The sequence below is a fragment of the Flavobacterium sp. LPB0248 genome (assembly GCF_013388355.1).
In the GTDB taxonomy this organism is placed as follows: Bacteria; Bacteroidota; Bacteroidia; order Flavobacteriales; family Flavobacteriaceae; genus Flavobacterium.
Genome location: NZ_CP058246.1, coordinates 3,864,064 through 3,890,772, shown reverse-complemented (window position 1 = coordinate 3,890,772; position 26,709 = coordinate 3,864,064). Strand labels below are relative to the sequence as shown.

The window sequence follows — 26,709 nt, the reverse complement described above, 5'->3', positions numbered from 1 at the left end:
AACTGATATCTTTTTTATTTGCAAAAATAGAGTTTCATTATTAAAAACTCACAGTTACATCAATTACTTTCATAACTAATTTACATTTTTAACAAATTATCTAAATTTTCAATTTTCAACAACCTTACAAAATAAAAAATTAAAAACTTGATTTCAACGCTTTTAAAAACATCAGAAAAAAAATCAAATCTTAAGCAATTGTTAATAGCGTTTTTAACTGTATATTTTCATTAAATTTACAGCTATCAAAAATAAATTTAAAATTATGCCTACCGACTGTATCAGCTTTCAATCTTCTGGATATTTCTCTAAACTAATGCAGGATTATTTAGATCAAAAACCAGAATTAAAACCGCTGTACAATAATTTTCCAACCTTAGAAAATTTCGAAAAACAAATAGCCGAAAAAGCAGCTAATTTTGATCAGAACAACCGAACAGTATTGGTTGATGCTCTGCATAAACAATATCAAAATATTGAAATTTCAGATTTAACGAGACAAAACATTTCGCTTTTAGCACTCGAAAATACTTTTACCATCACCACTGGCCATCAGCTAAATTTGTTTAGCGGACCATTGTATTTTTTATATAAAATTATTTCGACGATTAATTTAACTAAAGAATTAAAATCTAAATACCCTTCGTACAATTTTGTTCCAGTTTACTGGATGGCTACAGAAGATCACGATTTTGAAGAAATTAATTATTTTAATTTTAAAGGAAAAAAAATCCGTTGGAATGCAGAAAGCACAGGTCCTGTCGGAAGACTTTCAACCGATGGTTTAGAGGATTTATTTGAAGTTTATTCTAAAGAACTAGGTTCGAGTTCTAATGCAAATACCTTAAAAAAGCTTTTTGAAGACGCTTATTTAAAACACGAAAACCTAGCTGATGCAACGCGCTATTTAGCAAACGCACTTTTTGCCAATTACGGTTTAGTAATTATAGATGCAGATACTGCCGATTTAAAACGTGCTTTTATTCCGTTTGCAAAAGAAGAATTAGAAAATCAGACTTCATTTAAAGCAGTTCAGAAATCAATTGAAGAACTTGCAGATTATACCGTTCAGGTAAATCCGCGTGAAATTAATTTGTTTTACATTGAAGATAAACTGCGCGAAAGAATCATTTTTGAAAATGATAAATATTGGGTTAATAATACCAAAATTTCATTTTCAAAGGATGAAATTTTTAAACTACTAGAAAACAATCCTGAAAAATTCAGTCCAAATGTAATTATGCGTCCGTTGTATCAGGAAATCATTCTTCCTAATCTTTGCTACATTGGCGGAGGCGGAGAAATTGCTTATTGGTTAGAATTAAAAGCCTTCTTTGATGCTGTAAACATTACTTTTCCAATAGTATTAGTTCGAAATTCAGTTCTTTTAGCAACCGAAAAACAAGTTAAAAAAGCCGACAATTTAAATTTATCTTGGAAAGATTTATTCAATAAGTCGGAGAATTTAATTAATGAGATCACTCATAAACTTTCGCCATTTCCAATAGATTTAACTCCTCAAAAAGAAGCACTTGAAAAACAATTTAATTATCTTTTTGAATTAGCTGAAAAAACAGACAAATCTTTCACAGGAGCCGTAAAAGCACAGGAAGTGAAGCAAAAGAAAGGTCTTGAAAATCTAGAAAAACGTTTGCTAAAAGCACAAAAAAGAAAACTTCACGATCAATTGCAACGTGTAACCGATTTACAATGCGAACTGTTTCCAAACAATAGCCTTCAGGAGCGCCAAGCTAATTTTTCAGAATTTTATTTAGAAAAAGGAGAACAGCTGATTCCGCTTTTGATTCAAAAATTAAAACCTTTAGAACATAATTTTGACATCATAATAATCTAAAATAATTATCTTTAGAAATTCAAAAGCAATAATTTAGGAACAAATAACCAGCACATCTCCTAAATTATTGCTCTCTCAAACCAAATAGAATTATATTTTTATAACCTATTAACGAACTAACCTGATGGTAAGAGAACGCCTAATTTCGCTTGATGTCTTTCGCGGACTGACTATTCTATTGATGACTATTGTAAACAACCCTGGTGATTGGGGACATGTTTATCCTCCGCTTTTGCATGCACAATGGAATGGCTGTACACCAACAGATCTTGTATTTCCATTTTTCATCTTTATCATGGGAGTTGCCGTACCGCTAGCAATGCCAGAGAAAACGTATGACGAAACCACATTCAATAAAATCCTGATTCGTTCCTTAAGAATGTTCTGTTTAGGGATTTTCTTTAATTTCTTTGCAAAAATCCAGCTATTTGGTTTAGACGGAATTCCACTTTTAATTGGCAGATTGGTTATTACTTTTGCCGTTGGCTATGCTTTGATGGGAAATTTCAGCAACAGACTAAAAAACATTTTGGCCTTTAGCATTTTAGCCATATATCTCATTTTAGCTTACGGAGGATTTGAAAATTATGCAGATGTAAGACTTCCTGGAGTACTACAACGTATTGCAGTTGTCTATTTTGTAGTTTCGCTTTTATACTTAAAAACATCACGAAAAACACAGCTTATTACCGGAATTGTTTTGCTTTTGGGCTATTGGGCCGTTATGACTTTAATTCCTGTTCCTGGACTTGGAGAAGCCAATTTAGAAAAAGGAACCAATTTAGCTGCCTGGGTTGACAGTGCCTTTCTAAAAGGACATATGTATCACGAAACCAAAACTTGGGATCCAGAAGGAATTTTAAGTACAATTCCATCAATTGTAAACGGAATTATTGGCTTATTTATTGGTCAAATCTTACTTTTAAGTGTAACTAAAATACAGAAAGCCCAAAGAATGGGAATGATTGGCACTGCATTAATTTTTTTCGGTTTAATCTGGGATTTAGTTTTCCCGATAAACAAATCGATCTGGACAAGCAGTTATGCTTTATATACAACAGGATTAGCAACAATTTGTCTTACAGCACTATATTATATAATTGATATAAAAGAATTCAAAAAAGGATTTAAGCTATTTGTCATTTGGGGAGTAAACCCAATGATTGTTTTCTTTGCCTCGCAAATTATTCCACAAGCTTTGGTAATGATTCGTTTTCAGCATCCATCGCTTCCTGGCGAACAAATTAACCTTTTAAATTATCTATATCGTTTTGGTATCGCGCCATTTTTCAGCAATCCAATGACAGCATCTTTAGCAGGTGCATTGACGTATGTTGCAATCTGGACATTTATTTTATGGATTTTCTACAGAAATAAATTAATCTTTAAAGTTTAATTTTCAATTATATAAGTGATATAAGTTCATTTAAAAACTTATTGAAGAATATTGTCTACAAATTGTGCAGCACTCTTAAAATGAACTTATATCACTTATAAGGTTTCAAAAAAAACTATTTCTAAGCAAAACATCATTCTAAAGCGTTTTATTTATGATTTTATTAAAATCAATTCATAAAAAAAGTATACTTTTGCACAAAATTTAATAAAATACAAAATGGCAACAAATAGAACTTTTACAATGATTAAACCAGATGCTGTTGCAAACGGACACATCGGGAATATCTTAGCAATGATTACTAATGGTGGTTTCAAAATCGTTTCATTAAAATTAACTCAATTAACTGTAGCTGATGCTAAAGCATTTTACGCAGTTCACGCAGAAAGACCTTTCTACGGAGAATTAGTTGAATTTATGTCTCGCGGACCAATTGTTGCTGCTATTTTAGAAAAAGACAACGCAGTAGAAGATTTCAGAACTTTAATTGGAGCTACAAACCCAGCTGAAGCTGCTGAAGGAACTATTCGTAAAGCATACGCTACTTCAATTGGAGAAAATGCAGTTCACGGATCTGACAGCGATGAAAATGCTGCTATCGAAAGTGCATTCCACTTTGCAGGAAGAGAGCAATTCTAATAATTTTAGATTGTAGATTTTAGATTTCAGATTGCTAAATTTAACGATCACTAATAAAAAAAATCCATTCGCTTAGCGAATGGATTTTTTTTATATCGAAAAATCTAAAATCTAAAATCTAAAATCTAAAATCTAAAATCTAAAATCTGAAATTCTAAGAAGTCTAACGCAAAACGACATCCTTCACAACTTCACGTCCTAATTCCTCATTGATCATTTTTACGATTTTATATTTTCCGTGAGCCAATTCTTCACGTAGAACAGAAGAACCTAATTCTACATAAAGCGTACTGCCTTTCAAAACAACATTTCGGGTATATGTGTTCACACCATTCCCCATAAGCTGCCTCCAAGCCTCACGAACATCAATTTCATCCATTCCAGGCTGCAATTTATTCACCTGAATAATTTGCTGTAAAACAGCACCTATTGTTGTTTCGCTATTTAGTCTTTTCGCCATCGTTCAGAAGATTTACAGGTCCAGTTTTTTTATAATGATATTCTATTTTTTGTGGGTTTTTAACCACTAATTTGTCATCTGAAAGCGAAATAATTTCTTCGCTCCATTTTGCATATTTCGTTTTATAATCTAGAAAAACTTGTTCTCCTGCAAAACGAACTGAAACATTCTCAAAAGTGTCTGTGGTCAAAAACGTTCCGTCAAACTGAGGCATCACTTTCGTTCGAATTCCTTTATTATTTTTAATTTGAAAAAAATCAAAAGTCTCGTTCATTTTATACTCCTTCTCTTCTCCTTTATCAAAAACCACTTTTTCAATCTCCCAATAGCCATTTAGTTTAGCAATATCTGCAGGTTTTATTTCTTGTTTACAGCTTGCAAACAAAAGTGAAAAAACCATAATCACAAAAATGTTTTTCATACTTAAAAATATTAAAATTTATTCTTTTTCTTTAAATGAAGTCGAAGATTTAGGAGCTATTTCCTGCTGTCCGCTCTATCTTTTGTGCCGAACACCGGCACAAAAGGATGCCACTCCCATCAGGGCTAGGGCTCCTGTTTTCAAAAGAAATTTTATCGAACTACAAAGATAATCTTATAATCATCAAAAGAAATAAAAAATCAAAAAACACCATAAAGTATTTTTCAAAGCGAGGTATACCTAATAAAAAAGAGCCTTCAAATAGAAACGCCTAAACGAATCCTATTTAAAGGCTCAATAAATTTTCAATTATATTTATCGATTAGAGCGTATTCTTTTAAGGACTCCCAAAAAGAATAAAACTATTCCCAGAACCAATAAAATATAGTATATCGAAAGATTTTTATCCTTTAAAACATTTGCCAAAACAAAAGATAGTACACTAGCAAAATAGAACGTTAAAGCTGATATATTTTTCATTGTAAATTATTTAAAGAAACTATCAACGAATTCATATTTATTAAAGACTTGCAAATCTTCAATTCCTTCGCCAACACCAATGTATTTAACTGGAATTTGAAACTGGTCTGAAATACCAATTACAACTCCTCCTTTTGCAGTTCCGTCCAATTTAGTTACAGCTAATGAAGTAACTTCTGTTGCTGCTGTAAATTGTTTCGCCTGTTCAAAAGCATTCTGACCTGTTGAACCATCTAAAACCAAAAGTACGTCGTGAGGAGCATCAGCAACCACTTTCTGCATGACACGTTTTACTTTCGACAGTTCGTTCATCAAATTCACTTTATTGTGAAGACGCCCCGCTGTATCAATAATAACAACATCTGCATTTTGAGCCACAGCTGATTGCAAAGTATCAAAAGCGACAGAAGCTGGATCACTTCCCATATTTTGTCTTACAATTGACACACCAACACGGTCAGCCCAAACTTGTAGCTGATCTATCGCCGCTGCACGGAAAGTATCCGCCGCACCTAAAACAACTTTGTGCCCCGCTTTTTTAAACTGATATGCCAATTTACCAATAGTAGTTGTTTTTCCAACACCATTTACTCCAACAACCATTAAAACGTAAGGCTTTTTATCTTTTGGAACTTCAAATTCTGTTGCTTCACCTGTATTTGTTTCAGACAGTAAAGCACCTATTTCATCTCTTAGAATCTGATTTAATTCATCTGTTCCTAAATATTTATCTTCAGCAACACGTTTTTCAATTCTTTCAATGATTTTTAATGTAGTATTTACTCCAACATCAGAACCTACAAGAACTTCTTCCAGATTATCTAAAACATCATCATCAACTTTAGATTTTCCTGCAACGGCTTTGCTTAACTTCGAGAAAAAAGTAGTTTTTGTTTTTTCAAGACCTTTGTCTAAAGTCTCTTTTTTTTCGCTAGAGAATAATTTTTTAAAAAAACTCATTTTTTGTAGATTATTAGATTTACTAGATTTCTCGATTTTCAGGCAAGAAATCCAAATCTTTAAAGAAAGTGCAATTGTTTTTTAAAAAACGACCAATTGTTACGATTCTTTAAATTTTTAGACAAATATAGGTAATAAAAAAGCTACTTCCGAATGAAAGTAGCTTTTCTATATAATGTAATTGTAATTATTTCTTTTTCAAGAATTCATCAACTTCTTCAGGAGCCATAATAGATTCTACGAATGTATATGCACCAGTTTTAGGAGATTTTACCATTTTGATGGCTTTTGATAATCTCTTAGAAGATGTTTGTAACGATGCTACGGTTTTCTTTGCCATGATTCAAATGTTATTTGAAGTTTTTCATAAAACTCGAAATGGCTAAACCATTTGAGATTTATAAAAATCTCTAATTATTACTTAATTTCTTTGTGAACAGTTACTCTTTTTAAAACTGGATTAAATTTTTTAATCTCTAATCTGTCTGGAGTATTTTTTTTGTTCTTAGTTGTAATATATCTAGAAGTTCCTGCAACACCAGAAGCTTTGTGTTCAGTACATTCTAAAATTACTTGGATTCTATTACCTTTCTTTGCCATCTTGCTATATATTTATTTAGGAAAAGATTATTTGATAAATCCTTCTGACTGCGCTTTTTTCAAAACTGCAGTGATTCCATTTTTATTAATTGTTTTTATCGTAGATGCTGCTACTCTAAGAGTAATCCATCTATCTTCTTCTGGAAGATAAAAACGCTTTTTAACTAAGTTTACAGAAAACTTTCTCTTAGTTTTGTTCATAGCGTGAGAAACGTTATTTCCTACCATCGCTCTTTTACCTGTAAGGTCACAAACTCTTGACATTATACTTATCTTTTATCGTTATTCAAAATCAGGGTGCAAAGAAAAGAAAAATAAACCATTGTAGCAAAAAATTATTGCACAAATTTTAAAATTTCTTTCTGTAAAATTTCCAAACTCTTGATAGATGCCCTATCTATCACTTTTTCACGAGGTTGTCCGAAGTTAAATTCCTCCACAATTACTCCCTCTGGAGTTGCCAAAGCAATAAAAACAGCTCCAATTTCGGCATCAGAATCACCTTTTGAAGGTCCCGCATTACCTGTCGTTGCTAGAGCATAGTCAGTTTTCAGCAAATCTTTCACACTCAGCGCCATAGCCGAAGCAACCTCAGCACTTACAACCGAGAACTGATCAATTAAATTTTGCGGAATTCCCAAAACATTCACTTTTGCTTCTGTTACGTAAGAAACAACACTTCCTTTAAAATAGCCTGACGAACCCGGAACAGACGACAGTAGCGAAGCAATTCTTCCTCCTGTACAACTTTCTGCCGTTGAGATTGTTTTGCTTTGTTTAGAAAGCAATTTACCAATTACTGTTTCGATTGTCTCGTTTTCTTCGTAGCCTACAATTATATCATGGATTATAGCATCTAAAGACTGAACATTAGATTCTATTGCTTCTTCCAACTCTTCTTTATTAGTTCCTCTGGCGGTCAAACGCAAACGAACTCGTCCCGGATTTGGCAAATAAGCCAATTTTATAAATTCTGGAAGATTATTCTCCCATTGCTCAATACGTTCTGCAACTAAACTTTCGCCTTGACCATAAGTCAAAATCGTTTTATGAATAATGTACGGACGTTTGTATTCGCGAACAATTTTTGGAATTATTTCTTCCTCTACCAAATATTTCATTTCATATGGAACCCCTGGAAGCGAAATAAAAACAGTATTTTCCTTCTTCATCCACATACCCGGCGCTGTTCCCACTTTATTATGCAAAACAGTACAAGTTGACGGAACTAAAGCTTGATCTTTGTTTAGCTGAGAAATTGGTCTTTTATAAAAACCTTCTATCAATTCTGTTACATGCGCTAAAACTTTTTGATCTACAACTAACTCATCATTAAAGTATTCACAAAATGTTTTCTTTGTAACATCATCTTTTGTCGGTCCTAATCCGCCAGTCACAATAACAACATCAACTTTGTTTTGCAATTGAGCAAAAGTATCTAAAATATGTTTTTTGTCATCGCTTATCGACAGCATTTCTGCCACCTCAACTCCAATTCTATCGAGTGATTTAGCAATAAAAGCCGAATTTGTATCTACGATTTGGCCAATTAAGATTTCATCTCCAATAGTAATAATTGCTGCTTTCATAATCAGTGAAATATTTTTGTTGCTTAAATAAATAAGCCAATAATTTATAAGTAGAAAATTTAAATTTTGTCTTGGAGGAAGGTATTAACGGCTTTTACAAACTATAAGCCTGCTTACAAAATCTAAAAAATGTTTTGACTTATTCCTTTAAAACAGGAATAAGTCAAATTTTATATTAAAGATCAAAATCTTTTTTAATTTCTTTAATCGCTTCTTTTACTTGTACCTTAATACTTTTAAAAGTTTCGATAATATCTTTTTTCTTGCCTTCAGCTTTTGTCCAAGCTTCTACTTGCAAAATTTCTTCAAAAGCCACATTTAATCCCATTAAATCCAATGTAGGCTTTATTTTATGAGCATAGGAATAGGCGTATTTATGATCCTTCTTCTTAATTCCTTCTTTGATTTGTTTTAAATCTTCTGGTACTTCTGTAACAAATAAAGTTAAAATCTGATTTACAAATTCAGGATCGTTATCTGAAAGCGCATAAACTTTCGAAAGGTTGTACTTTAAAGCCATTATTTTACTTGTATTCTGAATATTTTTTTATCTTCTAAAAAGCCTTCTAAAACATCATTTGGTTTTACAGCTGCAACACCTGCCGGCGTTCCTGTAAAAATAATATCTCCAATTTTTAAAGTAAAAAACTGAGACACATGTGAGATTAATTCATCAATCTTCCAAAGCATCATACTCGAGTTTCCTTTTTGAACTGTTTCCGAATTGCTTCTTAATTCAAAATTAAGATTTTCCATAGAAACAAAATCAGTTTTTGGCAAAAAATCACCAATAACTGCTGAACCATCAAAAGCCTTGGCTTTTTCCCACGGAAGCCCTTTTTCTTTCAATTTACTTTGCAAGTCTCGAGCAGTAAAATCGATTCCCACACTTATTTCATCATAATATTTATGAGCAAATTTTGGCTCAATATATTTCCCAACTTTATTAATCTTTACGATTATTTCAACTTCATGATGAACATCTTCAGAAAACTCTGGAATTACAAACGGATGCTGTTTCAGCAAAACCGCAGAATCAGGCTTCATAAAAACAACAGGCTCACTCGGACGCTCGTTTTTCAACTCTTCTATATGATTGGCATAGTTCCTGCCGACACAGATAATCTTCATTCTATTTTAAGTTTCTAAGATGCTAAGACACTAAGTTTCTAAGGCAAAAACTCAGAACCTTAGAAACTTAGCGCCTTAGAAGCTTACTTCGTATTTAATTTTCTTAATTTAATTGCTGTCAAAACTTTTTTGGTATATAAAGGAAAATCAGCATTTTGTATCCAGCTGAAATATCCTGGCTCTGTTTCTAGAACCTTCTCCACTTTTGCGCCTTTATGTTTTCCAAAAGTAAAAATTTCTTCGTCATCTTTATCAAAAGCAATCATTCCGGCAAAATCTGCTATTTTTTTACGTGTTGTAAATTCAGATAAAGATTTCATGTCATTTTCTAATTCTGGATAACGATCTAATTGCGCTTTCAAGATTTCGTAAGTAGCCATTGTATCTGCTTCTGCCGAATGTGCATTATCCAAATTTTTTCCACAATAAAATTTCAAAGCAGCACTCAAGGTACGCTCTTCCATTTTATGAAAAATAGTCTGCACATCTACAGAAACTTTATTTTTCATATCAAAATCAACTCCTGCACGAAGCAGTTCTTCTGCTAAAAGAGGAATATCAAAACGATCTGAATTAAATCCGCCAAGATCACTGTCTTTTATCATATTATGAATATGCAGAGCAAGTTCTGCAAAAGTAGGTTCGTTAGCAACTTTTTCATCAGTGATGCCATGAACTGCAGTTGTTTGTGGAGGAATTGGAATTGTTGGATTAACCAGCCAGGTTTTACTTTCTTTGTTTCCGTTAGGAAAAACTTTGAATATTGAAATTTCTACGATTCTATCTTTACCAATATCAATTCCCGTTGTTTCGAGATCAAAAAAGCAAATTGGCTTGTTAAGTTTTAATTCCATTTCTAATTTTTATAAGTTTACAAATGTAATTTTTAAAGCGGAATATCTTCCCTTATTCTGATTTTTTTTGTCGAAAAATGCTTTCAATTATGCAATTTTAACTTTTAAAAAACAAGCCCTTAATAAGTCTGCGTATTACTGCTTAATTCTTTTCTTACAAAAGAAAAAATCCGACAAGTTTAAAACCAGTCGGATTTGAATTTATTTTTAAAATGAATTTTAGAAATCTCTATCTACATCAAAAGCCTCTAAATATTCTGCTACTCTTTTCACAAAACTTCCTCCTAAAGCACCATCTACAACTCTATGATCGTAAGAGTGAGATAAGAACATTTTTTGACGAATTCCGATAAAGTCACCTTCTGGAGTTTCAATAACTGCAGGCACTTTACGAATTGCTCCAAGAGCTAGAATTCCAACTTGTGGCTGATTGATAATCGGCGTTCCGAATACACTGCCAAAAGTACCAACGTTTGTAACTGTATAAGTTCCGCCTTGCGTATCGTCTGGTTTTAGTTTTCCAGCTTTTGCACGGTTTCCTAAATCGTTAACCGCTTTTGCCATTCCAACCAAATTCAACTGATCTGCATTTTTAATTACAGGAACAATTAAATTTCCGTTTGGCAATGCTGCCGCCATTCCTAAATTGATATTTTTCTTTTTAATGATATAATCTCCGTCAACAGAAATATTCATTCCCGGAAAATCTTTTAAAGCTTTTGCAACTGCCTCCATCATAATTGGAGTAAAAGTCAATTTCTCGCCTTCTCTTTTTTCGAAAGCTGTTTTTACTTTATCTCTCCATTTTACAATGTTCGTTACGTCAACCTCAATAAATGATTGTACGTGAGCAGAAGTTTGAACCGAAGCGGTCATATAACCAGAAATCAGTTTACGCATTCTGTCCATTTCTACGATTTCGTCAGCACCGTTTACAGAAACTGGAACCGCTTGCTGGCTTTTTTGAACAGCTGGCTCAACAGCTTTTGGCGCTTCAACTTTCGGAGTTTCAACAGTCACTTTTGGAGCTGTTTCAACCGCTTGAGGAACTTGAACAGCGCCCGATTTACGAGCTTCTACATATTTTAGAATATCTTCTTTAGTCACACGTCCATCTTTTCCAGAACCTGCAATATTTTCAAGTTCGTTTAAAGAAAGACCTTCTTCTTTTGCAATATTTTTTACTAATGGAGAAAAGAATTTATCTGATCCTGAAAAATCTTGAGAAGTTACCGTTTCTTTAACCGATTCGATTGTTTTTTCGATCTCAGCGACTTCTGCAGGAGCGGCAGTTTCTTGAACAGCATTTACAGCTTCTGGAGCTACTGTTTCTCCTCCTTCAGTTTCAATAATGGCAATAGTCTGCCCTACTTGCACTAAATCATCTTTACCAAACAATTGCTCAACTAAAATTCCTGATACTTCACTAGGCACTTCGCTGTCAACTTTATCTGTTGCAATTTCGAGTACGGCTTCATCAGCCTCAATTTTGTCTCCAACCTCTTTCAACCAGTTTGTTATGGTTGCTTCAGCGACACTTTCTCCCATTTTAGGAAGCTTTAATTCAAATCTTGCCATATTGTTAATCTAAAAGATGTTTTTGATTTTCAGATTGCGAAATTAATGAAAATTTTAAACATAAATTACACTTAATATAATTTTTTACTCAATTTTCACGATTTGCCCTCTGTCATTCCTTGAATTACTTCCAATAATAAAACCCGTATTTTTGGGAAAAATTTTAAAAGTAACCTGCTTATCTTTAAGAGTTTCTATGATTTCGATACATTTTTTGAATGAAATATAGTGATTATCCAAAATGATCTCTGCCTTTTTACCCTTTAAAATTAGGCACGAATTTACCATTTTTTCTCCTTTGAAATCTAAAAAAGCAACTTTATTTTCCAAAATCGAAGCCAGTTTTTTAGCGAAATTCTCATTTTCGGAGCATACAAAATAACTTTCCGGCAATGGATTTTCTTTTGGTTTTCCTTGAAACATTTTAGCTATTGAAAACAAAAATGCACCTATTTGAATAAAGATACTAAAGAACTGCGATTTCTTAAAATGTTTCTGATAAAAGAAATTCATGGCTTCTTGAAAACGCATCATATACTTTTCGTCTTTTATCGTGCTTTCTCCTTTATAATGCAAAACTGTAGTTTCATGAAAGTAGAGATTTGTTTTTCCCATTTGTAAAGCCCGATATGACAAATCAATATCATCCGCATACATAAAACAGTTTTCGTCAAAACCATTTAAATCTTCATACAGTTTTCTTTCTAAAAACATAAAAGCGCCAACGAGAATATCTACTTTTCCGCTTTCATTTTCACTTAAATGCTGAGCATAATATTGATTAAAAAGTTTTGCTTTGGGAAAGATTTTATACAATCCGAAGATTTTTGTGAAAGCCACCCAAGGCGTCGGAATGCCACGTTTGCTTTCTGGAAGAAACGCCCCTATTCCGTCAATCAATTTACAGCCAATAATTCCTAGATTGTTTTGCCTTTCGGCGAAAGCCAAAATCTTTATGAAAGTATCTTCTGCAACGACAGTATCAGGATTTAAAATGCAAACGTACTTTCCTTTCGCTTGACGAACACCAATATTATTTCCTTTTGGGAAACCAAAATTTTCTTTGTTTTCAATCAGTTTTACGTCAGGAAATTTTTCTTTCATCATCAAAACACTTTCGTCTGATGAATTATTATCGATTACAATAATTTCTGCATCTATTGATGCAATTGCTTCCTGAACACTTAAAAGGCATTGTTCGAGAAAGTAACACACATTGTAATTTAAAATAACAATCGATAATTGCATGAATAATTAAGTCTGTAGATTTTGGCCGAAGTTAGAAATTTTCTGATAACCCTAAGCGAAGCGACCAGTCGTTTTTACTGATTCCGTAATCTAGAGCCAAATTACTGCCGTTACGTTTATTCCATTTAATGCGAATTCCGGTTCCAACTGCCGGATTCCATTTTTTAAATTCGTACGTATCAAGTTTAGAAACTGAAGAAACATTGGTAAAAAATACAGCACCAAAAAAACCGTTACGGCTGATATCGGTTCTGTATTCGGTCTCAAAATAAATTAAAGCATTGCTGCGATATCTATTTTTGGTGAATCCACGCCCTGTTTTTCCTTCACGATCCCAGCCAATACTTGGGAGATCCAAATAATGCGGTTTCCCTCCAAAAGTAGACCAAAAGAAAGCTCTTGATGCCCAAACCCGATGTTTGGTTTTACTAAAAGAATGGTATTTTCGAGCATCAAAATACAAAGATTGCCATTTGTCTCCTTCTACTCCACTAGTATTGATTCGCAAATCAGCTTCGACGTACAGACCTTGTTCGGGATTAATAATATTTTCTCTAGAATCGTACAAACCTTGAATTGCAAATCCGAAAGAAGTCTCATCAGAATAATCACCATTCATATATTTATAATAATCTGTTTCTCCGTCTATATAAGATTCTTCAGAAATATTTTTGTAATTGTCAAAAAGAAAACCAACTCCTAAACGATAATTACCGACAATCTGTCTTGTTATAAACTGATAAAAACGCCATTGCTGATAATCGAGCGTAGAAATCTCCTTTTTTGTATTATCTTCTCCCAAACCGTAAGTATCTTGAGGATAAATCATATACCGATAATCTCCCATAAGATTCCATTTATTGTCACTTGTATAAATATAAGATTGGATCGGAAATACAAATTGATTGCTGAAACTAAAATAAGGCGAAAAGGTAATCTGAGACATTTTGGTTTTTTCTGCATCTCCCAAGTAAAAAGTAGTCAGAAAAGAGACGACCAAACCATTACTGGAATTAACACCGACCGGAACAGGCAATAAAGAAAAAGCCAGTTTTCGTTTTCTATCTGGACGAATAGTATCTTGTTTATCAAAAATTTTATGAATGACGTCTAAGATATCCCGGGTTTCCACGGCAGTACTATCGTTTTGAGCCTGACAAAACGATCCTATTAAAAATAAAATCAAAATGTATTTAATTTTTAAACCATTCACTAACAATATTTTAAAATCCGTCTCTTACAAATTTAAAATTTTATTAAGAATATTAAGGTCGATTTTGAGGAAAGTTTTCAGTCGCGGTTTTGAGTCTCAGTTGACAAACTGAAAACTCTAAAGATGTAGCTGAATTTTATATCTATTCAAAATCTTCATTACAAAAAGCATAATTATTGAAAACACCAGAGACCATAAAATTCCTGGAACGCCTTCTCTGAAATATCCTGGTATTATATGAAAGTTAAAAGCTTTACAGAAGTAATAAATTACGCCTGGCAAAATATATATCAATAACGGGTTTGCAGCTGCAGGCATGAAGAATTCGCTCCATTTCGTCTGCTTTTTAACTTCCATCAGCCAATACAGAAAATAGAAAAGGACGGTGCAAATTGCTGCCGAGAACATTGTCCAAGAAGGCGTGCCTTTGATTTTTGATATTCCAAAATACGGGCGAAGCAAGATTGCTGTTATTGTAAATAAAGCAATAAAACCAATTACTGGCCAATTGATTTTGGAGCTAATTTTTCGATCAAAAAATAATAATGAAATTATAATTCCGGCAGAAGCCAAAGAAACATGTGTAAGATGTCCTGCTATAAAGCTTAACCAAGAAGTGCTGTGAACAAAAGAGTTTTCAGTTAAATTAAGGGAATTCATAATTACAGAAAAAACTAAAAGTCCAATCATTGCCCATAAGTTTCCTGAAACCAGCCAATAATAAATTACTGTAAAAAGATATGCCCAACCTATTAATCCTAGAATTCCCCACCATTTTGGCGTCATTCCGCGATCTCCAGTATCTTGCACATAAATGAAATAAAGTGCGATGAGAACTAAAATCCCTCCATATTGAAGCACATTTTTTAACCAAACAGGAAAATCTTTTGGATATTTATTCCAAATCGGAATAGGCATACTATACGCCAAAAGTCCCCAAAATGCTGGCGTGATAATCATTTTTGCCGCATCATATCCATATTCGGCATTAACCATAAAAACACCAATTATAATGAGCGCAATCGCTCTTTTTACAGTATGAGTCCAGATAGTTTTCGGGCTGTCGCCTTTTATAAGTCTAGCATTAAAAGCAAACGGAACAGACATTCCGACAATAAATAAAAAAGCAGGAAAAACTAAATCTACAAAAGTCATCGCATCGGCATCTGCGGGCATGTGTTTCATCCATTGTGGCACATTTTGAATACTCGCAAGTTCGTTTACAAAAATCATTACAAAAATGGTAATTCCACGCAAAGCATCAATAGAAATAATACGCTGATTAAACAGATTCTCTTTTATTTTCATAATTTTTTACTTTTTTACTAAAAATCAAATATAGTATAATTCTAAAATGTCTTGTTACAAATTCTCTACTAATTTTGCGTGTTATAAAACTGATTTATACATTTTTGTTACATGTTATCATTCCTCAAATCAAAACCAGCATTAAAAGAACTGCTTGATGGCAATTTTGTCGATATTCATTCTCATATTTTACCAGGAATTGATGACGGAGCAAAAAACATGACAAAATCAATTGAGTTGGTTTCGTCTTTGAAATCGCTTGGAGTTTCCCAAATTATAACTTCTCCGCATATCAATCATTATGTTTGGAATAATTCTGCAGAGATTATTCAATCTAAACTTCAAGACACCCAAAAGGTATTAGAAGAAAGCAAAATCAATATACCTCTTCAGGCTGCTGCCGAATATTTTATAGACAGCTGGTTCGAAAATCATTTTAAAGAAGAAAAACTGCTGACTTTAAAAGACAATTATGTTTTGGTAGAAATGTCTTATTTAAATGCGCCTCTAAATATTTACAAAACCATTTTTGAGATACAAGTCGCAGGTTATATTCCAGTTTTGGCACATCCGGAACGATATGTTTTTTATCACAACAAATTTTCGGAATATGAAAAATTAAAAAATGCAGGCTGTCTTTTTCAGCTAAATCTGCTTTCGACTGTAGAATATTATGGCTCGCAGATTGCTAAAACAACCGATGCTCTTTTAGCAAAAGGAATGTATGATTTTTGCGGAACCGATGTTCATCATAAAAAACATATTGCAGCTTTTGAAGATAAAATTAAAACCAAAAATATCGCATCTTTAAAAGAAGTGATTGCTAATAATCAGTTTTTTAAATTCTAAAAAAGCTTAATAGGCGTTTTCTTCTCCTTTAAAAATATTGATAACAGTCTTTACAATAATCTTAATATCTAGCAGAAAACTCCAATTTTCGATATACCAAATATCGTATTCTACTCTATTTTCCATATCGCTTAAGACTTTAGTTTCTCCTCTAAAACCATTTACTTGTGCCCAGCCAGTAATTCCAGGTTTAGCGTATTGGCGCACCAAATAATTATTAATAAGATCGCTATACTCTTTTGCAAGATTAACCATGTGTGGTCTTGGCCCTACAACGGACATATCTCCAATAAAAACATTAAAAAATTGTGGCAGTTCGTCTATACTTGTTTTACGGATAAAAGCACCAAATTTAGTTATTCGACTATCTCCTTTTTCTGCTTGTTTATTATGCGCCAGACCATTTACATACATACTTCTAAACTTTATACACATAAACGATCTATTGTCTCTCCCCGATCTTTCTTGCTTAAAAAAGATAGGGCCTGGTGATTCGAGTTTGATAATAATCATGATAATCGGAAACAGCCAAGGAAAGATAAGTAGAATTACAAGACCTGAAAAACAGATATCGAAAGCCTTTTTCAAAAGTCTGTTGGATGCAAATTCTAGCGGCTCTGGACGAAACATTAAGACTGGCGTATTTTCATAAAAAGCTACTTCTACTTTACTTGCTTTTGTATAAAGCTGAAAATCGGGAATGAATTTGATACGAATCATATTTTGCTCGCAAATTCTAGTCAGCTCATTAATAATTTCAATATTGTCAATATGCAATGCAACATATATCTCGTCAATCTTTTTATCGATAACGAATTTTTCAACATCTTCAAATTTTCCAATAATTAAATCCGGATCAACAATTTGATTATCAATTATTTCGTCAAAAAAACCTAAAAAACGGTAGCCAAACGTAAGATCTCTTGCTAGAACTTTACGAATTTTTTCACCAGACTTATTGGCGCCTACGATTATAAAAGTCTTAAAATTATATCCTTTTGCTCGAACATATTTTAAAAGCTTCATTGATAAATAACGAGAAATCATCAGCAATCCAAAAAATATCAGGTAAAAATAAACCAAACGAAGTCTTGAAATATCAACGTATTTTAAGTAAACCACGAATATCGAAACCAAAGCGGCATGAATAGAAATCTTTTTGATTGTTCTCCACAATATCGATTCTATTGGCTCTACCCTCACGCTTCTATTAGAATCTTTTTGAAGCAATAAAGCAACCCATATTAAAATGGCTAAAAGCGAAACTGTTCTTTCGTCTTTAGATAGTAATTTATCTAAATTGCCAAACCTTGCCAAGGCCGAAAGAATAGTCGCAAGATTCAATAATACAATATCAACTACTACAAACAAAAGTTTATAATAACGTGAAATTCGGTAGTGTGATAATTTTTGTAAAATTTTCATTGCGGGGCGTAGTTTTATCCAAAAAGAATAAAAAAGACTTTTACATTTAATGTGATGCAAAATAACATTTAAATTATATTTTTTAAATACTTATTTCGTTCTATTATTTAAAACTTTACTTTTATCTTATGCAGACTTAACATTGCACTTATGCTAAAAATTGTATTTTTCTTTCTAACCATCACCGCTTCGGTTTATGCTCAAAATCCTGGCTGTACAGATCCGCAGGCAGAAAATTGTGGTTCAAATTTTGAAAGAAATGACGCGAATTGCCACTATAAGAACTTAAAAATAAAACCTGAATACTCTATTCGTTTAAGCGATTCAATTAAAGAAACTTCTGGATTGATTGCCTTTGAAAACCTACTTTGGACACACAATGACGATCATGACACAACGATTTACGGATTAGATTCTCTCGGAAAAATTAAAAAGAAAGTTGTTCTTCCGGCAGTTATCAATCATGATTGGGAAGAAATATCGCAAGATGATACTCATATTTATGTTGGAGATTTTGGAAATAATTATGCTGGAAACCGATCGGATTTAAGAATCCTTAAAATCGAAAAAAAATCTTTTCTAGAAGTTAATCCAAAAATTGAAACCATTACATTTTCTTATTCTGACCAAACTGATTTTACTGCTTCAAAACCCAATAAAACTAATTTTGACTGTGAAGCTTTTATTGTTTCTAAAGACAGCATTTATCTGTTTACCAAACAATGGAAATCATCTAAAACCAATATTTATGTTTTATCTAAGCAAGAAGGAACGCAAACTGCAAAACTCAAAGCCATACTTGACACCAAAGGTTTGGTCACTGGCGCAACTTATTTAGAAGATAAAAAATTAATTACTTTGTGTGGCTATACCAAAGTTGGAAAACCGTTTTTATATCTGCTCTACGATTTTAAAAATCACGATTTTCTGTCTGGAAATAAAAGACGAATCGATATAAAACTTCCTTTTCACCAAATAGAAGGAATTGCAACAAAAGATGGACTTCATTATTTTATGACAAATGAATCTCTGGTTCGAAAACCTATTTTAAACAATCCACAGCAAATTCATTATTTTGATTTGAGTTCAGTCCTCAGTTTGTATCTCCATAAATAATTCGCAAATGCAAGATAATAGTTTACTTTTGCAGAAAGTTATGTTTTAGAAACATTCATAACTCATAATTTTATAACTCATACTTACAAAGTGAATTACTTATCTGTAGAAAATATATCGAAGTCATTTGGCGAAAGAGTCCTTTTTGACAACATTTCTTTTGGAATCAACAAAGACCAAAAAATCGCTTTTATTGCAAAAAATGGTTCTGGAAAAACAACCATCATGAGCATTATTAACGGATTGGAAGAACCAGATACTGGACAAGTTGTTTTACGAAAAGGAATCAGAATGGCATTTCTTTCTCAAGACAATAATCTTCAGGACGAACTTACAATTGAAGAAAGTATTTTCGCATCAGACAACGAAACGCTTAAAGTAATTGAGGCTTATGAAAAAGCTTTAGAAAATCCTTCTGACGAAGAAGCGTATCAAAAAGCCTTCGATGCAATGGATCAGCATAATGCATGGGATTTTGAAACGCAGTATAAACAGATTTTGTTCAAATTAAAACTGGAAGATTTCAAACTTAAAGTGAAGAATCTTTCTGGTGGACAGAAAAAACGTCTTTCTTTGGCTATAATCCTAATCAATCGTCCAGATTTATTGATTCTAGATGAGCCTACCAACCACTTAGATCTTGAAATGATCGAATGGCTTGAAAGTTATTTTGCTAAAGAAAACATTACGCTGTTTATGGTAACGCACGACCGTTTCTTTTTGGAACGTGTCTGTAACGAAATTATTGAGTTAGACAACGGAAAACTATATCAATACAAAGGAAACTATTCTTATTATCTACAGAAAAAAGAAGAAAGAATCACTTCTGAAAATGCCAGTGTTGATAAAGCCAAAAACTTATTTGTAAAAGAATTAGAATGGATGCGCCGTCAGCCAAAAGCGAGAACGACTAAATCGAAATCGCGTCAGGATGACTTTTACATTATTAAAGAAAAAGCGCAAAGTCGACGAAAAGAAAACAAAGTTGAGCTTGAGATAAACATGGAAAGAATGGGAAGCAAAATTATCGAGCTTCACAAACTTTCTAAAAAATTCAAAGACCGTGTTATTCTAGATAACTTTAGTTTTGATTTTCAGCGTGGCGAAAGAATCGGAATTATTGGTAAAAATGGAACTGGAAAATCGACTTTCTTAAATCTGCTTACAGGAACAATTCCACCTGACAGTGGGCGTGTTGTAAAAGGAGATACTATTAAAATTGGATATTATACACAGTCTGGAATTAATCCAAAACCTGGGCAACGTGTTATTGATATTATAAAAGAATACGGAGAATATATTCCACTTACTAAAGGAAAAATTATTTCGGCCTCGCAACTATTGGAGCGTTTTCTTTTTGATGCAAAAAAACAATACGATTATGTTGAGAAATTAAGCGGTGGAGAATTAAAACGTTTGTATTTATGTACGGTTTTAATTCAGAATCCAAACTTTTTGATTCTTGATGAGCCAACAAACGATTTGGATATTGTAACACTTAACGTTTTAGAAAGTTTCCTTTTAGATTATCCAGGATGTTTATTGGTAGTTTCTCACGACCGTTATTTTATGGATAAAATTGTAGATCACTTATTTGTCTTTAGAGGTCAAGGCGAAATCGAAAATTTCCCAGGAAACTACTCTGACTTTAGAGCTTATGAAGATAGTGCAGATATTGCTCAAAAAGAAGAAAACAAAGCTGAAAAGAAAGATTGGAAACAAAATAATCCAACCGGAAACTTAAGCTTCAATGAGCAAAAAGAATATCAGAAAATTGAACGAGAAATTAAAGATTTAGAAATCGAAAAGGCTAAAATCGAAAAATTATTCTCTGATGGGAAAGTCGCCGATGCTGATATTGAGAAAAAAGCCAATGAACTTCAAAATATCATAAACAAAATAGACGCAAAAGAAGAACGCTGGTTTGAACTTTCTGCTAAACTTGAAGGGTAAATTTTAGTTTTCAGATCTCGGCCATGAATGTTAATATCTATAAACACTCACTGCAACTAGAAAACTAATTTATATATTTACGACTTTTAAAATAAGTACCACATGAAAAAATTATTAGCAGCATTTTCTATCTTGACATTTTTTATTTCTTGTACAAGTGATTCAGGATTAGAAAGAATTCCAGAAAAAATAGATTATAGCGTTGAAAACGAAAAAGAAATTACAGATTATTTAACTAAAAATAATCTAACAGCACAAAAAACAAGTACTGGCCTACATTATATTCTTACAGAAGAAGGAACAGGAAAACAGCCTACTTCACAGTCAAATGTTACCGTTATTTATAAAGGTACTCTTACCAACGGAACTGTTTTTGACCAGAATGCTTCTGGAGCAACTTTCCCATTAAGTAAATTAATCTTAGGATGGCAGGAAGGATTACCATTTTTTAAAGAAGGTGGAAGCGGTATATTATTCGTTCCCGCTCATTTGGGATATGGAAGCAGCAAGGTTCAAAACATTCCTGCTGGCTCTGTTTTAATTTTTGAAATAAAACTCGTTTCTGTAAATTAATCAATCTGAAGAACAAAACATTCTAAGAGTGCTGTTTCAAATACAATCTTATCTTAAATTTCTTTGGCATTCTAAAAACGAACATGCAGTTCATTCTCCATTCGTTTTTAGTTTGCTTACAAAATGCTTTTATGATAAGAAACCTAAACCGGAATACGCCATTCTTAAAAAATATAGAAAAACGCTTTTAGAAAATAAAAACTTCATTGAAGTAACCGATTTTGGAGCAGGCTCTAAAGTTTTTAAATCAAACAGAAGACAGATTTCTAAAATTGCTCAAACAGCAGGAATTTCGCCAAAACGGGCAGAATTATTATTTCGAGTTACCAATTATTTTCAGCCTTCAACTATTCTCGAAATAGGAACATCTTTAGGTTTAGCAACTTCTGCGTTGGCTTTAGGAAATCCGAAAGCAAAAGTAGTTACAATTGAGGGCTGTCCAAACACAGCAAATGTTGCCCAAAATCAATTAGTAGAATTTGATTGCAATAATGTAGAAAATGTAATTTCTGAGTTTGAATCTTTTTTAATTTCTGAAAACATTCAAGCAACAAATTACAACCTTATCTATTTTGATGGAAATCATTCTAAAAAAGCAACTTTAGAATATTTTGACCTTTTACTATCAACTATCGACAATGATTCTGTTTGGATTTTTGACGATATTCATTGGTCAGAAGATATGGAAGAAGCTTGGGAGATTATAAAAAATCACCCAAAAGTAAAAGTCACAATTGATACTTTTCAATGGGGTTTCGTATTCTTTAGAAGAGAGCAACCAAAAGAGCATTTTATAATACGAGCATAAATTTACTGCCTTTCGCTTGAATATTTAAGCAAACAGATTAAGATAATTCATTCTAAATTTAGATATAATATCTGACAAAAAAAAGATGTTTTATAAGATGTTTTTTTATCTTTGAAATTCAGATTTTTTAGCACCGATAGGTTTATCTTTAACCCTTTAGAAAAACGACATTGATTATGGAACAGAAAATTCATCAGGGAAGAAACGTAAAACGTTTTAGAGAGATGCTTGGCATTAAACAAGAAGCGCTGGCTTATGATTTGGGAGAAGACTGGAATCAGAAAAAAATTTCTATGCTAGAACAAAAAGACATAATTGAAGATAATCTACTTAAACAAATTTCCAATTCCTTGAAAATTCCTGTTGAAGCTTTTCAAAATTTTGATGAAGAACAGGCCGTAAATGTTATTGCAAGTACATTTAACACCCATGATTACGCAACTGGTTTGGTAATTAACAACTACAATCCAATTGAAAAGATTATTCAATTGCATGAAGAAAAAATAGCTCTTTATGAACGTATGTTGAAAGAGAAAGATGAAATGATGGCAAGGCTTGAAAAACTAATTAGCAAATAATTGAGTAAATGCTCAAGTCATAAAAAAAGCTGTTTGAAAAGAACAGCTTTTTTGCTGGATGGAATGTTTAAATATTTATTTTATCTGTAAAAACCCTAGCGGGGTTAAATATTTATAGCAAAGAATAAATGTTAAGAGCCATAAAGCTCCAGAGGAGCGGTATAGTTTTATACAGCCTTAATATATGCCACTCCTCTGGAGCTTTTTTTAATTCGTTTTATTGTAATTCTATAAATATTTTGCTTCTCTGAAGCATAAAAAAAAGACGATCAATTCTGATCGTCTTTTTCATTTCTAATTCAAAATATTAAAATCTTATTTTTTTGCATCTTTGTTTTCTTCAGATTTAGCTCCCATTCTGTTTACAGTATACATTGGTGCAAATTTGATTTTCAAACCAGCAATTTTTCGGTTATCCTCAGCAGTAAGACCTTCTTTTTCAACTGTATTTTTGCGGCTATCAAGAGCTTCATACATTAACTTAACTTCATCCCAGTCTTCTCTAGAATATTTGTCTTTGTTATTTTCTACAGTATGAACAAACTGCTGATAAACACTATGAATATTCTTAGCATTCACCCAGTCAAAATTCATATCATCACCTATTTTTCCTGCACCAAACAAAGCATCTCTTAATTGTTGTTTCGGACTAGGAGCTGGAGGGGCAAATTGGGCGGTCATTTCATTTTTAAATTCCTCGTACTTAATTTTACTTGCATTTATTTTTTCTGTTGCGGCAGCATTGTCTTTAATATCTGCCAAAGCAGCTTGCGCTTCTTGAGATCTTTTATCATATTCTGCTTCTACACTTTTCCAATTGTCTTTTAAGTCAGCAGCTGCCACATTTTTAACAGAGTCAACATAGATTACATAGTTGTCTACTGTTTTTTGAGCTCTTTCTTGTTTTTCATCTTTACACGATGTTAACCCTAATACTAATAAAGCAATTCCTGTAGCTATTTTGATATTTTTCATAATCTTGATTATTTAATTAATTGATTAATCAAATTTACCAAACACTTATCTTAATAAATTACATTATTATCATGTTTTTAAAATTAAAAACATCTTAAAATTATAAAACCTAAAAAATAATGATAATTATACAAAATATCTTTAAAAACATATAACATTTTTCTTTTTTTTAAATGCATTATACAAAAGGGCATTAACAAATGAACTTTGTAACAAAAACCAATTCTGAACTACTTATCCTTTTTATTGAAAAGTGTTTTGTACTTTTAAATCCAAAATTGTAAAACGAAATGGCTGAACCATTAATTAAAATAACCGACATTAAACGAAATTTTACTTTAGGAAATGAAATTGTTTATGTTTTAAAAGGAATAGATTTAGAAATTCAAAAAGGAGAATACGTTGCTTTAATGGGACCTTCAGGATCAGGAAAATCTACCTTAATGAATTTATTAGGCTGTTTAGATACACCAACTTCTGGTCGTTATATTTTAAATGGAAAAGATGTCAGCAAAATGAAAGATGATGAACTGGCCGAAATCAGAAACAAAGAAATTGGTTTTGTTTTTCAGACTTTCAATCTTTTGCCAAGAACAACTGCGTTAGACAATGTTGCGTTGCCTATGATTTATGCTGGTTACGGCAAATCTGAAAGAATAGCCCGCGCAACCGAAGTTTTAAAACAGGTTAACCTAGCAGACAGAATGGATCACCAGCCGAATCAGCTTTCTGGAGGACAGCGCCAGCGTGTTGCTGTAGCAAGAGCTTTGGTCAATAAACCTTCAATCATTCTAGCCGATGAGCCAACAGGAAACTTAGACAGTAAGACTTCTGTAGAAATCATGAAACTTTTTGGAGATATTCACGCACAAGGAAACACTGTAATTCTTGTAACTCATGAAGAAGATATTGCGGCTTATGCGCACAGAATTATTCGTTTAAGAGATGGTTTAATCGAAAGTGATACGGCTAAAGAATTTCAAAGTAATAAGATTTAGGAAATAAATGCGAATCATAAAATATTTTTTATTGGCGTTTTTGATTTTAACATCATGTAAAAATGTTTCAAAACCGGAGAATCAGTATCCAGAATTACCACTCAAAACACCTAAAACAAAAATATTTTGGTTAAACGATAAAATGGCCAACTTAAAAATAGACCCTACTCTATCCTACAATAAAGAAATTAAATGTGATTCTGTGATCGGAGTAAACTATATAGGTTTTGCAGGTGAACATTTTTTTTATCCAATTAATGAAAAAGGAAATTATATAAATACTATTAGCCAGACAAAAAAGCTTAGTCACAATCAAATTTCAAGGTTAAATGCAATCATTGGAAATAAAAAAACATACAAAAATCCAAATATTTCAGGATGTTACGAACCGCGACTTGCATTTATATATTTTAAAAACGGCGCTGTTATTTGTCAAACGCAAATTTGCTTAACTTGTTACCAGCTCCAATCTACGGCTCATTTTGTTGATGTAGCAAGTGGCAACTTCAACAATCAAGCTCAAAAAAAATTAACCGAACTGAATGATGAACTTGGTTTCACACAAAACTAAAAAACTTAGCATCTCAGAACCTCAGAACCTTAGCATCTTAAAAAAAAATGAAAGTATATACCAAAACAGGCGACAAAGGCACAACGGCTCTTTTTGGAGGAACGCGTGTACCAAAAGATCATATCAGAATTGACAGTTACGGAACTGTTGATGAGTTAAATTCTTATATAGGGTTAATCCGTGATCAAGAAATGGATTCGCATTATAAAACGATTTTAATCGAAATTCAAGATCGTCTTTTTACAGTTGGTGCCATTTTGGCAACTCCACAAGAGAAAGAAGTTTTAAAAAACGGGAAACTTCGCTTGGAAAATCTCGGCATAATTGATTCGGATATCGAATTACTCGAAAATGAAATTGATAAAATGGACGAAAGTCTTCCGCCAATGACGCATTTTGTTTTACCTGGTGGCCATCCAACCGTGTCACATTGTCATATAGCACGCTGTATTTGCCGTCGCGCAGAACGTTTAGCAGTGCATTTAAGTCATAATGAGCACGTTCCAGAAATAGCAATCACATACTTAAACCGACTTTCTGACTACCTTTTTGTCTTGGCACGAAAGTTGTCCTCAGACTTAAAAGCAGATGAAGTGAAATGGATTCCGCGTAAGTAAACAGTTATGGTTTTCAGTTTTCTGACTGCAAGCTCACACAAAAACTGAATACTTAAAAACACAGTAATTGTCAGCAAATTTTAGCTTTAAAAACTGAAAACTGTCACTGAAAACTGAGTACTAACAAGGACGTTCTTAAATTTTATTAAAATAAATCAAAATTTACTTGTCTTTTTCAGTAAAAAATTTATTTTTGCACAAACTAAACAGATAACAGATGTATTGGACATTAGAATTAGCATCTTATTTAAGTGATGCGCCATGGCCTGCTAACAAAGATGAACTTATAGACTACGCTATTAGAGCAGGTGCTCCATTAGAGGTAGTAGAAAACCTTCAGTCAATCGAAGATGAAGGCGAGATATATGAATCAATGGAAGAAATTTGGCCTGATTATCCAACAGACGAAGATTATCTTTGGAATGAGGATGAATATTAAAAAATAAACCAAAGAAAAAAGTCTCATCATAGAGACTTTTTTTTTGGTTCAAATACATATTATATAATAAAGAAA

29 protein-coding genes are annotated in these 26,709 nt (G+C 32.6%); 13 read left to right on the top strand and 16 right to left on the bottom strand.

Features of this window, described 5'->3' with window-relative positions; translation table 11 throughout:
- Positions 1-265: 265 nt before the first annotated feature.
- From bshC to LPB248_RS16640, 3 genes are all read left to right on the top strand, one after another.
- Positions 266-1,855, top strand: a complete 1,590-nt coding sequence (bshC, locus tag LPB248_RS16650) for a bacillithiol biosynthesis cysteine-adding enzyme BshC (RefSeq protein ID WP_177212412.1) — start codon at positions 266-268, stop codon at positions 1,853-1,855.
- Between the two features lie 124 nt (positions 1,856-1,979).
- The gene (locus LPB248_RS16645) at positions 1,980-3,251 is read left to right on the top strand and encodes an acyltransferase family protein (protein ID WP_177212411.1); all 1,272 of its coding nucleotides are present in this window, start codon (positions 1,980-1,982) and stop codon (positions 3,249-3,251) included.
- 219 nt (positions 3,252-3,470) lie between these two features.
- Positions 3,471-3,890 carry a nucleoside-diphosphate kinase gene (locus tag LPB248_RS16640; RefSeq protein WP_012026941.1) on the top strand — a complete coding sequence of 140 codons (420 nt, stop codon included), beginning with the start codon at positions 3,471-3,473 and terminating at the stop codon, positions 3,888-3,890.
- A gap of 163 nt (positions 3,891-4,053) precedes the next feature.
- On the opposite strand, the gene LPB248_RS16635 is transcribed toward LPB248_RS16640, so the two are convergent.
- The 14 genes from LPB248_RS16635 to LPB248_RS16570 form a co-directional block, all read right to left on the bottom strand.
- Entirely contained in the window at positions 4,054-4,350 is a 297-nt protein-coding gene (locus tag LPB248_RS16635; RefSeq protein WP_177212410.1) for a DUF721 domain-containing protein, read from the bottom strand.
- Positions 4,331-4,771 (bottom strand): lipocalin family protein, encoded by a 441-nt coding sequence (locus LPB248_RS16630; protein WP_177212409.1) that lies wholly within the window; start codon positions 4,769-4,771, stop codon positions 4,331-4,333. The genes LPB248_RS16635 and LPB248_RS16630 overlap by 20 nt, the downstream gene beginning before the upstream one ends.
- A gap of 486 nt (positions 4,772-5,257) precedes the next feature.
- Positions 5,258-6,211: a signal recognition particle-docking protein FtsY gene (gene ftsY, locus LPB248_RS16625; protein ID WP_177212408.1), complete on the bottom strand. Its 954-nt coding sequence runs from the start codon at positions 6,209-6,211 to the stop codon at positions 5,258-5,260.
- Between the two features lie 187 nt (positions 6,212-6,398).
- Positions 6,399-6,551, bottom strand: a complete 153-nt coding sequence (locus LPB248_RS16620) for a DUF4295 domain-containing protein (protein WP_008468081.1) — start codon at positions 6,549-6,551, stop codon at positions 6,399-6,401.
- Between the two features lie 77 nt (positions 6,552-6,628).
- Positions 6,629-6,811 (bottom strand): 50S ribosomal protein L33, encoded by a 183-nt coding sequence (gene rpmG, locus LPB248_RS16615; protein WP_011963553.1) that lies wholly within the window; start codon positions 6,809-6,811, stop codon positions 6,629-6,631.
- A 27-nt stretch (positions 6,812-6,838) separates the two neighbouring features.
- Positions 6,839-7,075 carry a 50S ribosomal protein L28 gene (gene rpmB, locus LPB248_RS16610; RefSeq protein ID WP_008468080.1) on the bottom strand — a complete coding sequence of 79 codons (237 nt, stop codon included), beginning with the start codon at positions 7,073-7,075 and terminating at the stop codon, positions 6,839-6,841.
- 71 nt (positions 7,076-7,146) lie between these two features.
- Positions 7,147-8,400, bottom strand: a complete 1,254-nt coding sequence (locus LPB248_RS16605) for a CinA family nicotinamide mononucleotide deamidase-related protein (RefSeq protein ID WP_177212407.1) — start codon at positions 8,398-8,400, stop codon at positions 7,147-7,149.
- A gap of 175 nt (positions 8,401-8,575) precedes the next feature.
- Entirely contained in the window at positions 8,576-8,920 is a 345-nt protein-coding gene (locus LPB248_RS16600) for an Hpt domain-containing protein (protein ID WP_008468078.1), read from the bottom strand.
- On the bottom strand, positions 8,920-9,531 hold the full coding sequence (locus LPB248_RS16595) for a fumarylacetoacetate hydrolase family protein (RefSeq protein ID WP_177212406.1): 612 nt from the start codon (positions 9,529-9,531) through the stop codon (positions 8,920-8,922). Before LPB248_RS16595 ends, LPB248_RS16600 begins: the two co-directional genes overlap by 1 nt.
- Positions 9,532-9,614: 83 nt before the next feature.
- Entirely contained in the window at positions 9,615-10,385 is a 771-nt protein-coding gene (locus LPB248_RS16590; protein ID WP_177212405.1) for a 3'-5' exonuclease, read from the bottom strand.
- Positions 10,386-10,604: 219 nt separating this feature from the next.
- A complete protein-coding gene (locus LPB248_RS16585; RefSeq protein ID WP_177212404.1) occupies positions 10,605-11,963 on the bottom strand; it encodes a dihydrolipoamide acetyltransferase family protein in 1,359 nt (452 codons plus the stop codon).
- Between the two features lie 84 nt (positions 11,964-12,047).
- Positions 12,048-13,211 carry a glycosyltransferase family 2 protein gene (locus tag LPB248_RS16580; RefSeq protein WP_177212403.1) on the bottom strand — a complete coding sequence of 388 codons (1,164 nt, stop codon included), beginning with the start codon at positions 13,209-13,211 and terminating at the stop codon, positions 12,048-12,050.
- A 31-nt stretch (positions 13,212-13,242) separates the two neighbouring features.
- Positions 13,243-14,397 (bottom strand): hypothetical protein, encoded by a 1,155-nt coding sequence (locus tag LPB248_RS16575; RefSeq protein ID WP_255462963.1) that lies wholly within the window; start codon positions 14,395-14,397, stop codon positions 13,243-13,245.
- Between the two features lie 144 nt (positions 14,398-14,541).
- On the bottom strand, positions 14,542-15,732 hold the full coding sequence (locus LPB248_RS16570) for a DUF5009 domain-containing protein (protein ID WP_177212402.1): 1,191 nt from the start codon (positions 15,730-15,732) through the stop codon (positions 14,542-14,544).
- Between the two features lie 111 nt (positions 15,733-15,843).
- Here LPB248_RS16570 and LPB248_RS16565 point away from each other — a divergent pair, with 111 nt between their 5' ends.
- Positions 15,844-16,581: a tyrosine-protein phosphatase gene (locus LPB248_RS16565; protein WP_177212401.1), complete on the top strand. Its 738-nt coding sequence runs from the start codon at positions 15,844-15,846 to the stop codon at positions 16,579-16,581.
- 6 nt (positions 16,582-16,587) lie between these two features.
- Here LPB248_RS16565 and LPB248_RS16560 read toward each other — a convergent pair whose 3' ends face one another.
- Positions 16,588-18,006: an undecaprenyl-phosphate glucose phosphotransferase gene (locus LPB248_RS16560; protein ID WP_255462962.1), complete on the bottom strand. Its 1,419-nt coding sequence runs from the start codon at positions 18,004-18,006 to the stop codon at positions 16,588-16,590.
- A 150-nt stretch (positions 18,007-18,156) separates the two neighbouring features.
- On the opposite strand from LPB248_RS16560, the gene LPB248_RS16555 reads away from it, so the two are divergent.
- From LPB248_RS16555 to LPB248_RS16535, 5 genes are all read left to right on the top strand, one after another.
- Positions 18,157-19,122, top strand: a complete 966-nt coding sequence (locus tag LPB248_RS16555; RefSeq protein ID WP_177212400.1) for a T9SS C-terminal target domain-containing protein — start codon at positions 18,157-18,159, stop codon at positions 19,120-19,122.
- Between the two features lie 90 nt (positions 19,123-19,212).
- Positions 19,213-21,075 (top strand): ABC-F family ATP-binding cassette domain-containing protein, encoded by a 1,863-nt coding sequence (locus LPB248_RS16550; protein ID WP_177212399.1) that lies wholly within the window; start codon positions 19,213-19,215, stop codon positions 21,073-21,075.
- A gap of 102 nt (positions 21,076-21,177) precedes the next feature.
- Complete coding sequence (locus LPB248_RS16545; protein WP_177212398.1) at positions 21,178-21,648, top strand: FKBP-type peptidyl-prolyl cis-trans isomerase; 471 nt, start codon at positions 21,178-21,180, stop codon at positions 21,646-21,648.
- 28 nt (positions 21,649-21,676) lie between these two features.
- Positions 21,677-22,456, top strand: coding sequence for an O-methyltransferase (locus LPB248_RS16540; protein ID WP_177212397.1), 780 nt, complete (start codon positions 21,677-21,679; stop codon positions 22,454-22,456).
- A 176-nt stretch (positions 22,457-22,632) separates the two neighbouring features.
- Positions 22,633-23,034 (top strand): helix-turn-helix domain-containing protein, encoded by a 402-nt coding sequence (locus tag LPB248_RS16535; protein WP_177212396.1) that lies wholly within the window; start codon positions 22,633-22,635, stop codon positions 23,032-23,034.
- 315 nt (positions 23,035-23,349) lie between these two features.
- Here the strand turns inward: LPB248_RS16535 and LPB248_RS16530 are convergent, their stop codons facing one another.
- Entirely contained in the window at positions 23,350-24,009 is a 660-nt protein-coding gene (locus tag LPB248_RS16530; RefSeq protein ID WP_177212395.1) for a DUF6565 domain-containing protein, read from the bottom strand.
- 290 nt (positions 24,010-24,299) lie between these two features.
- Between LPB248_RS16530 and LPB248_RS16525 the strand changes: the two genes are divergently transcribed.
- The 4 genes from LPB248_RS16525 to LPB248_RS16510 all read left to right on the top strand — a co-directional run bounded on the left by LPB248_RS16525 (position 24,300) and on the right by LPB248_RS16510 (position 26,634).
- Complete coding sequence (locus tag LPB248_RS16525) at positions 24,300-25,007, top strand: ABC transporter ATP-binding protein (protein WP_177212394.1); 708 nt, start codon at positions 24,300-24,302, stop codon at positions 25,005-25,007.
- Between the two features lie 7 nt (positions 25,008-25,014).
- Positions 25,015-25,578, top strand: coding sequence for a hypothetical protein (locus tag LPB248_RS16520; RefSeq protein WP_177212393.1), 564 nt, complete (start codon positions 25,015-25,017; stop codon positions 25,576-25,578).
- 47 nt (positions 25,579-25,625) lie between these two features.
- Positions 25,626-26,195, top strand: a complete 570-nt coding sequence (locus LPB248_RS16515) for a cob(I)yrinic acid a,c-diamide adenosyltransferase (protein WP_111378383.1) — start codon at positions 25,626-25,628, stop codon at positions 26,193-26,195.
- Positions 26,196-26,412: 217 nt separating this feature from the next.
- Entirely contained in the window at positions 26,413-26,634 is a 222-nt protein-coding gene (locus LPB248_RS16510; protein ID WP_007138072.1) for a DUF2795 domain-containing protein, read from the top strand.
- The last annotated feature ends 75 nt before the right edge of the window (positions 26,635-26,709 follow it).

Coding starts and splice junctions, on each gene's coding strand:
- bshC (WP_177212412.1), top strand. CDS start 266: ATGCCTACCGACTGTATCAGCTTTCAATCTTCTGGATATTTCTCTAAA.
- LPB248_RS16645 (WP_177212411.1), top strand. CDS start 1,980: ATGGTAAGAGAACGCCTAATTTCGCTTGATGTCTTTCGCGGACTGACT.
- LPB248_RS16640 (WP_012026941.1), top strand. CDS start 3,471: ATGGCAACAAATAGAACTTTTACAATGATTAAACCAGATGCTGTTGCA.
- LPB248_RS16635 (WP_177212410.1), bottom strand. CDS start 4,350: ATGGCGAAAAGACTAAATAGCGAAACAACAATAGGTGCTGTTTTACAG.
- LPB248_RS16630 (WP_177212409.1), bottom strand. CDS start 4,771: ATGAAAAACATTTTTGTGATTATGGTTTTTTCACTTTTGTTTGCAAGC.
- ftsY (WP_177212408.1), bottom strand. CDS start 6,211: ATGAGTTTTTTTAAAAAATTATTCTCTAGCGAAAAAAAAGAGACTTTA.
- LPB248_RS16620 (WP_008468081.1), bottom strand. CDS start 6,551: ATGGCAAAGAAAACCGTAGCATCGTTACAAACATCTTCTAAGAGATTA.
- rpmG (WP_011963553.1), bottom strand. CDS start 6,811: ATGGCAAAGAAAGGTAATAGAATCCAAGTAATTTTAGAATGTACTGAA.
- rpmB (WP_008468080.1), bottom strand. CDS start 7,075: ATGTCAAGAGTTTGTGACCTTACAGGTAAAAGAGCGATGGTAGGAAAT.
- LPB248_RS16605 (WP_177212407.1), bottom strand. CDS start 8,400: ATGAAAGCAGCAATTATTACTATTGGAGATGAAATCTTAATTGGCCAA.
- LPB248_RS16600 (WP_008468078.1), bottom strand. CDS start 8,920: ATGGCTTTAAAGTACAACCTTTCGAAAGTTTATGCGCTTTCAGATAAC.
- LPB248_RS16595 (WP_177212406.1), bottom strand. CDS start 9,531: ATGAAGATTATCTGTGTCGGCAGGAACTATGCCAATCATATAGAAGAG.
- LPB248_RS16590 (WP_177212405.1), bottom strand. CDS start 10,385: ATGGAATTAAAACTTAACAAGCCAATTTGCTTTTTTGATCTCGAAACA.
- LPB248_RS16585 (WP_177212404.1), bottom strand. CDS start 11,963: ATGGCAAGATTTGAATTAAAGCTTCCTAAAATGGGAGAAAGTGTCGCT.
- LPB248_RS16580 (WP_177212403.1), bottom strand. CDS start 13,211: ATGCAATTATCGATTGTTATTTTAAATTACAATGTGTGTTACTTTCTC.
- LPB248_RS16570 (WP_177212402.1), bottom strand. CDS start 15,732: ATGAAAATAAAAGAGAATCTGTTTAATCAGCGTATTATTTCTATTGAT.
- LPB248_RS16565 (WP_177212401.1), top strand. CDS start 15,844: ATGTTATCATTCCTCAAATCAAAACCAGCATTAAAAGAACTGCTTGAT.
- LPB248_RS16560 (WP_255462962.1), bottom strand. CDS start 18,006: ATGAAAATTTTACAAAAATTATCACACTACCGAATTTCACGTTATTAT.
- LPB248_RS16555 (WP_177212400.1), top strand. CDS start 18,157: ATGCTAAAAATTGTATTTTTCTTTCTAACCATCACCGCTTCGGTTTAT.
- LPB248_RS16545 (WP_177212398.1), top strand. CDS start 21,178: ATGAAAAAATTATTAGCAGCATTTTCTATCTTGACATTTTTTATTTCT.
- LPB248_RS16535 (WP_177212396.1), top strand. CDS start 22,633: ATGGAACAGAAAATTCATCAGGGAAGAAACGTAAAACGTTTTAGAGAG.
- LPB248_RS16530 (WP_177212395.1), bottom strand. CDS start 24,009: ATGAAAAATATCAAAATAGCTACAGGAATTGCTTTATTAGTATTAGGG.
- LPB248_RS16525 (WP_177212394.1), top strand. CDS start 24,300: ATGGCTGAACCATTAATTAAAATAACCGACATTAAACGAAATTTTACT.
- LPB248_RS16520 (WP_177212393.1), top strand. CDS start 25,015: ATGCGAATCATAAAATATTTTTTATTGGCGTTTTTGATTTTAACATCA.
- LPB248_RS16515 (WP_111378383.1), top strand. CDS start 25,626: ATGAAAGTATATACCAAAACAGGCGACAAAGGCACAACGGCTCTTTTT.
- LPB248_RS16510 (WP_007138072.1), top strand. CDS start 26,413: ATGTATTGGACATTAGAATTAGCATCTTATTTAAGTGATGCGCCATGG.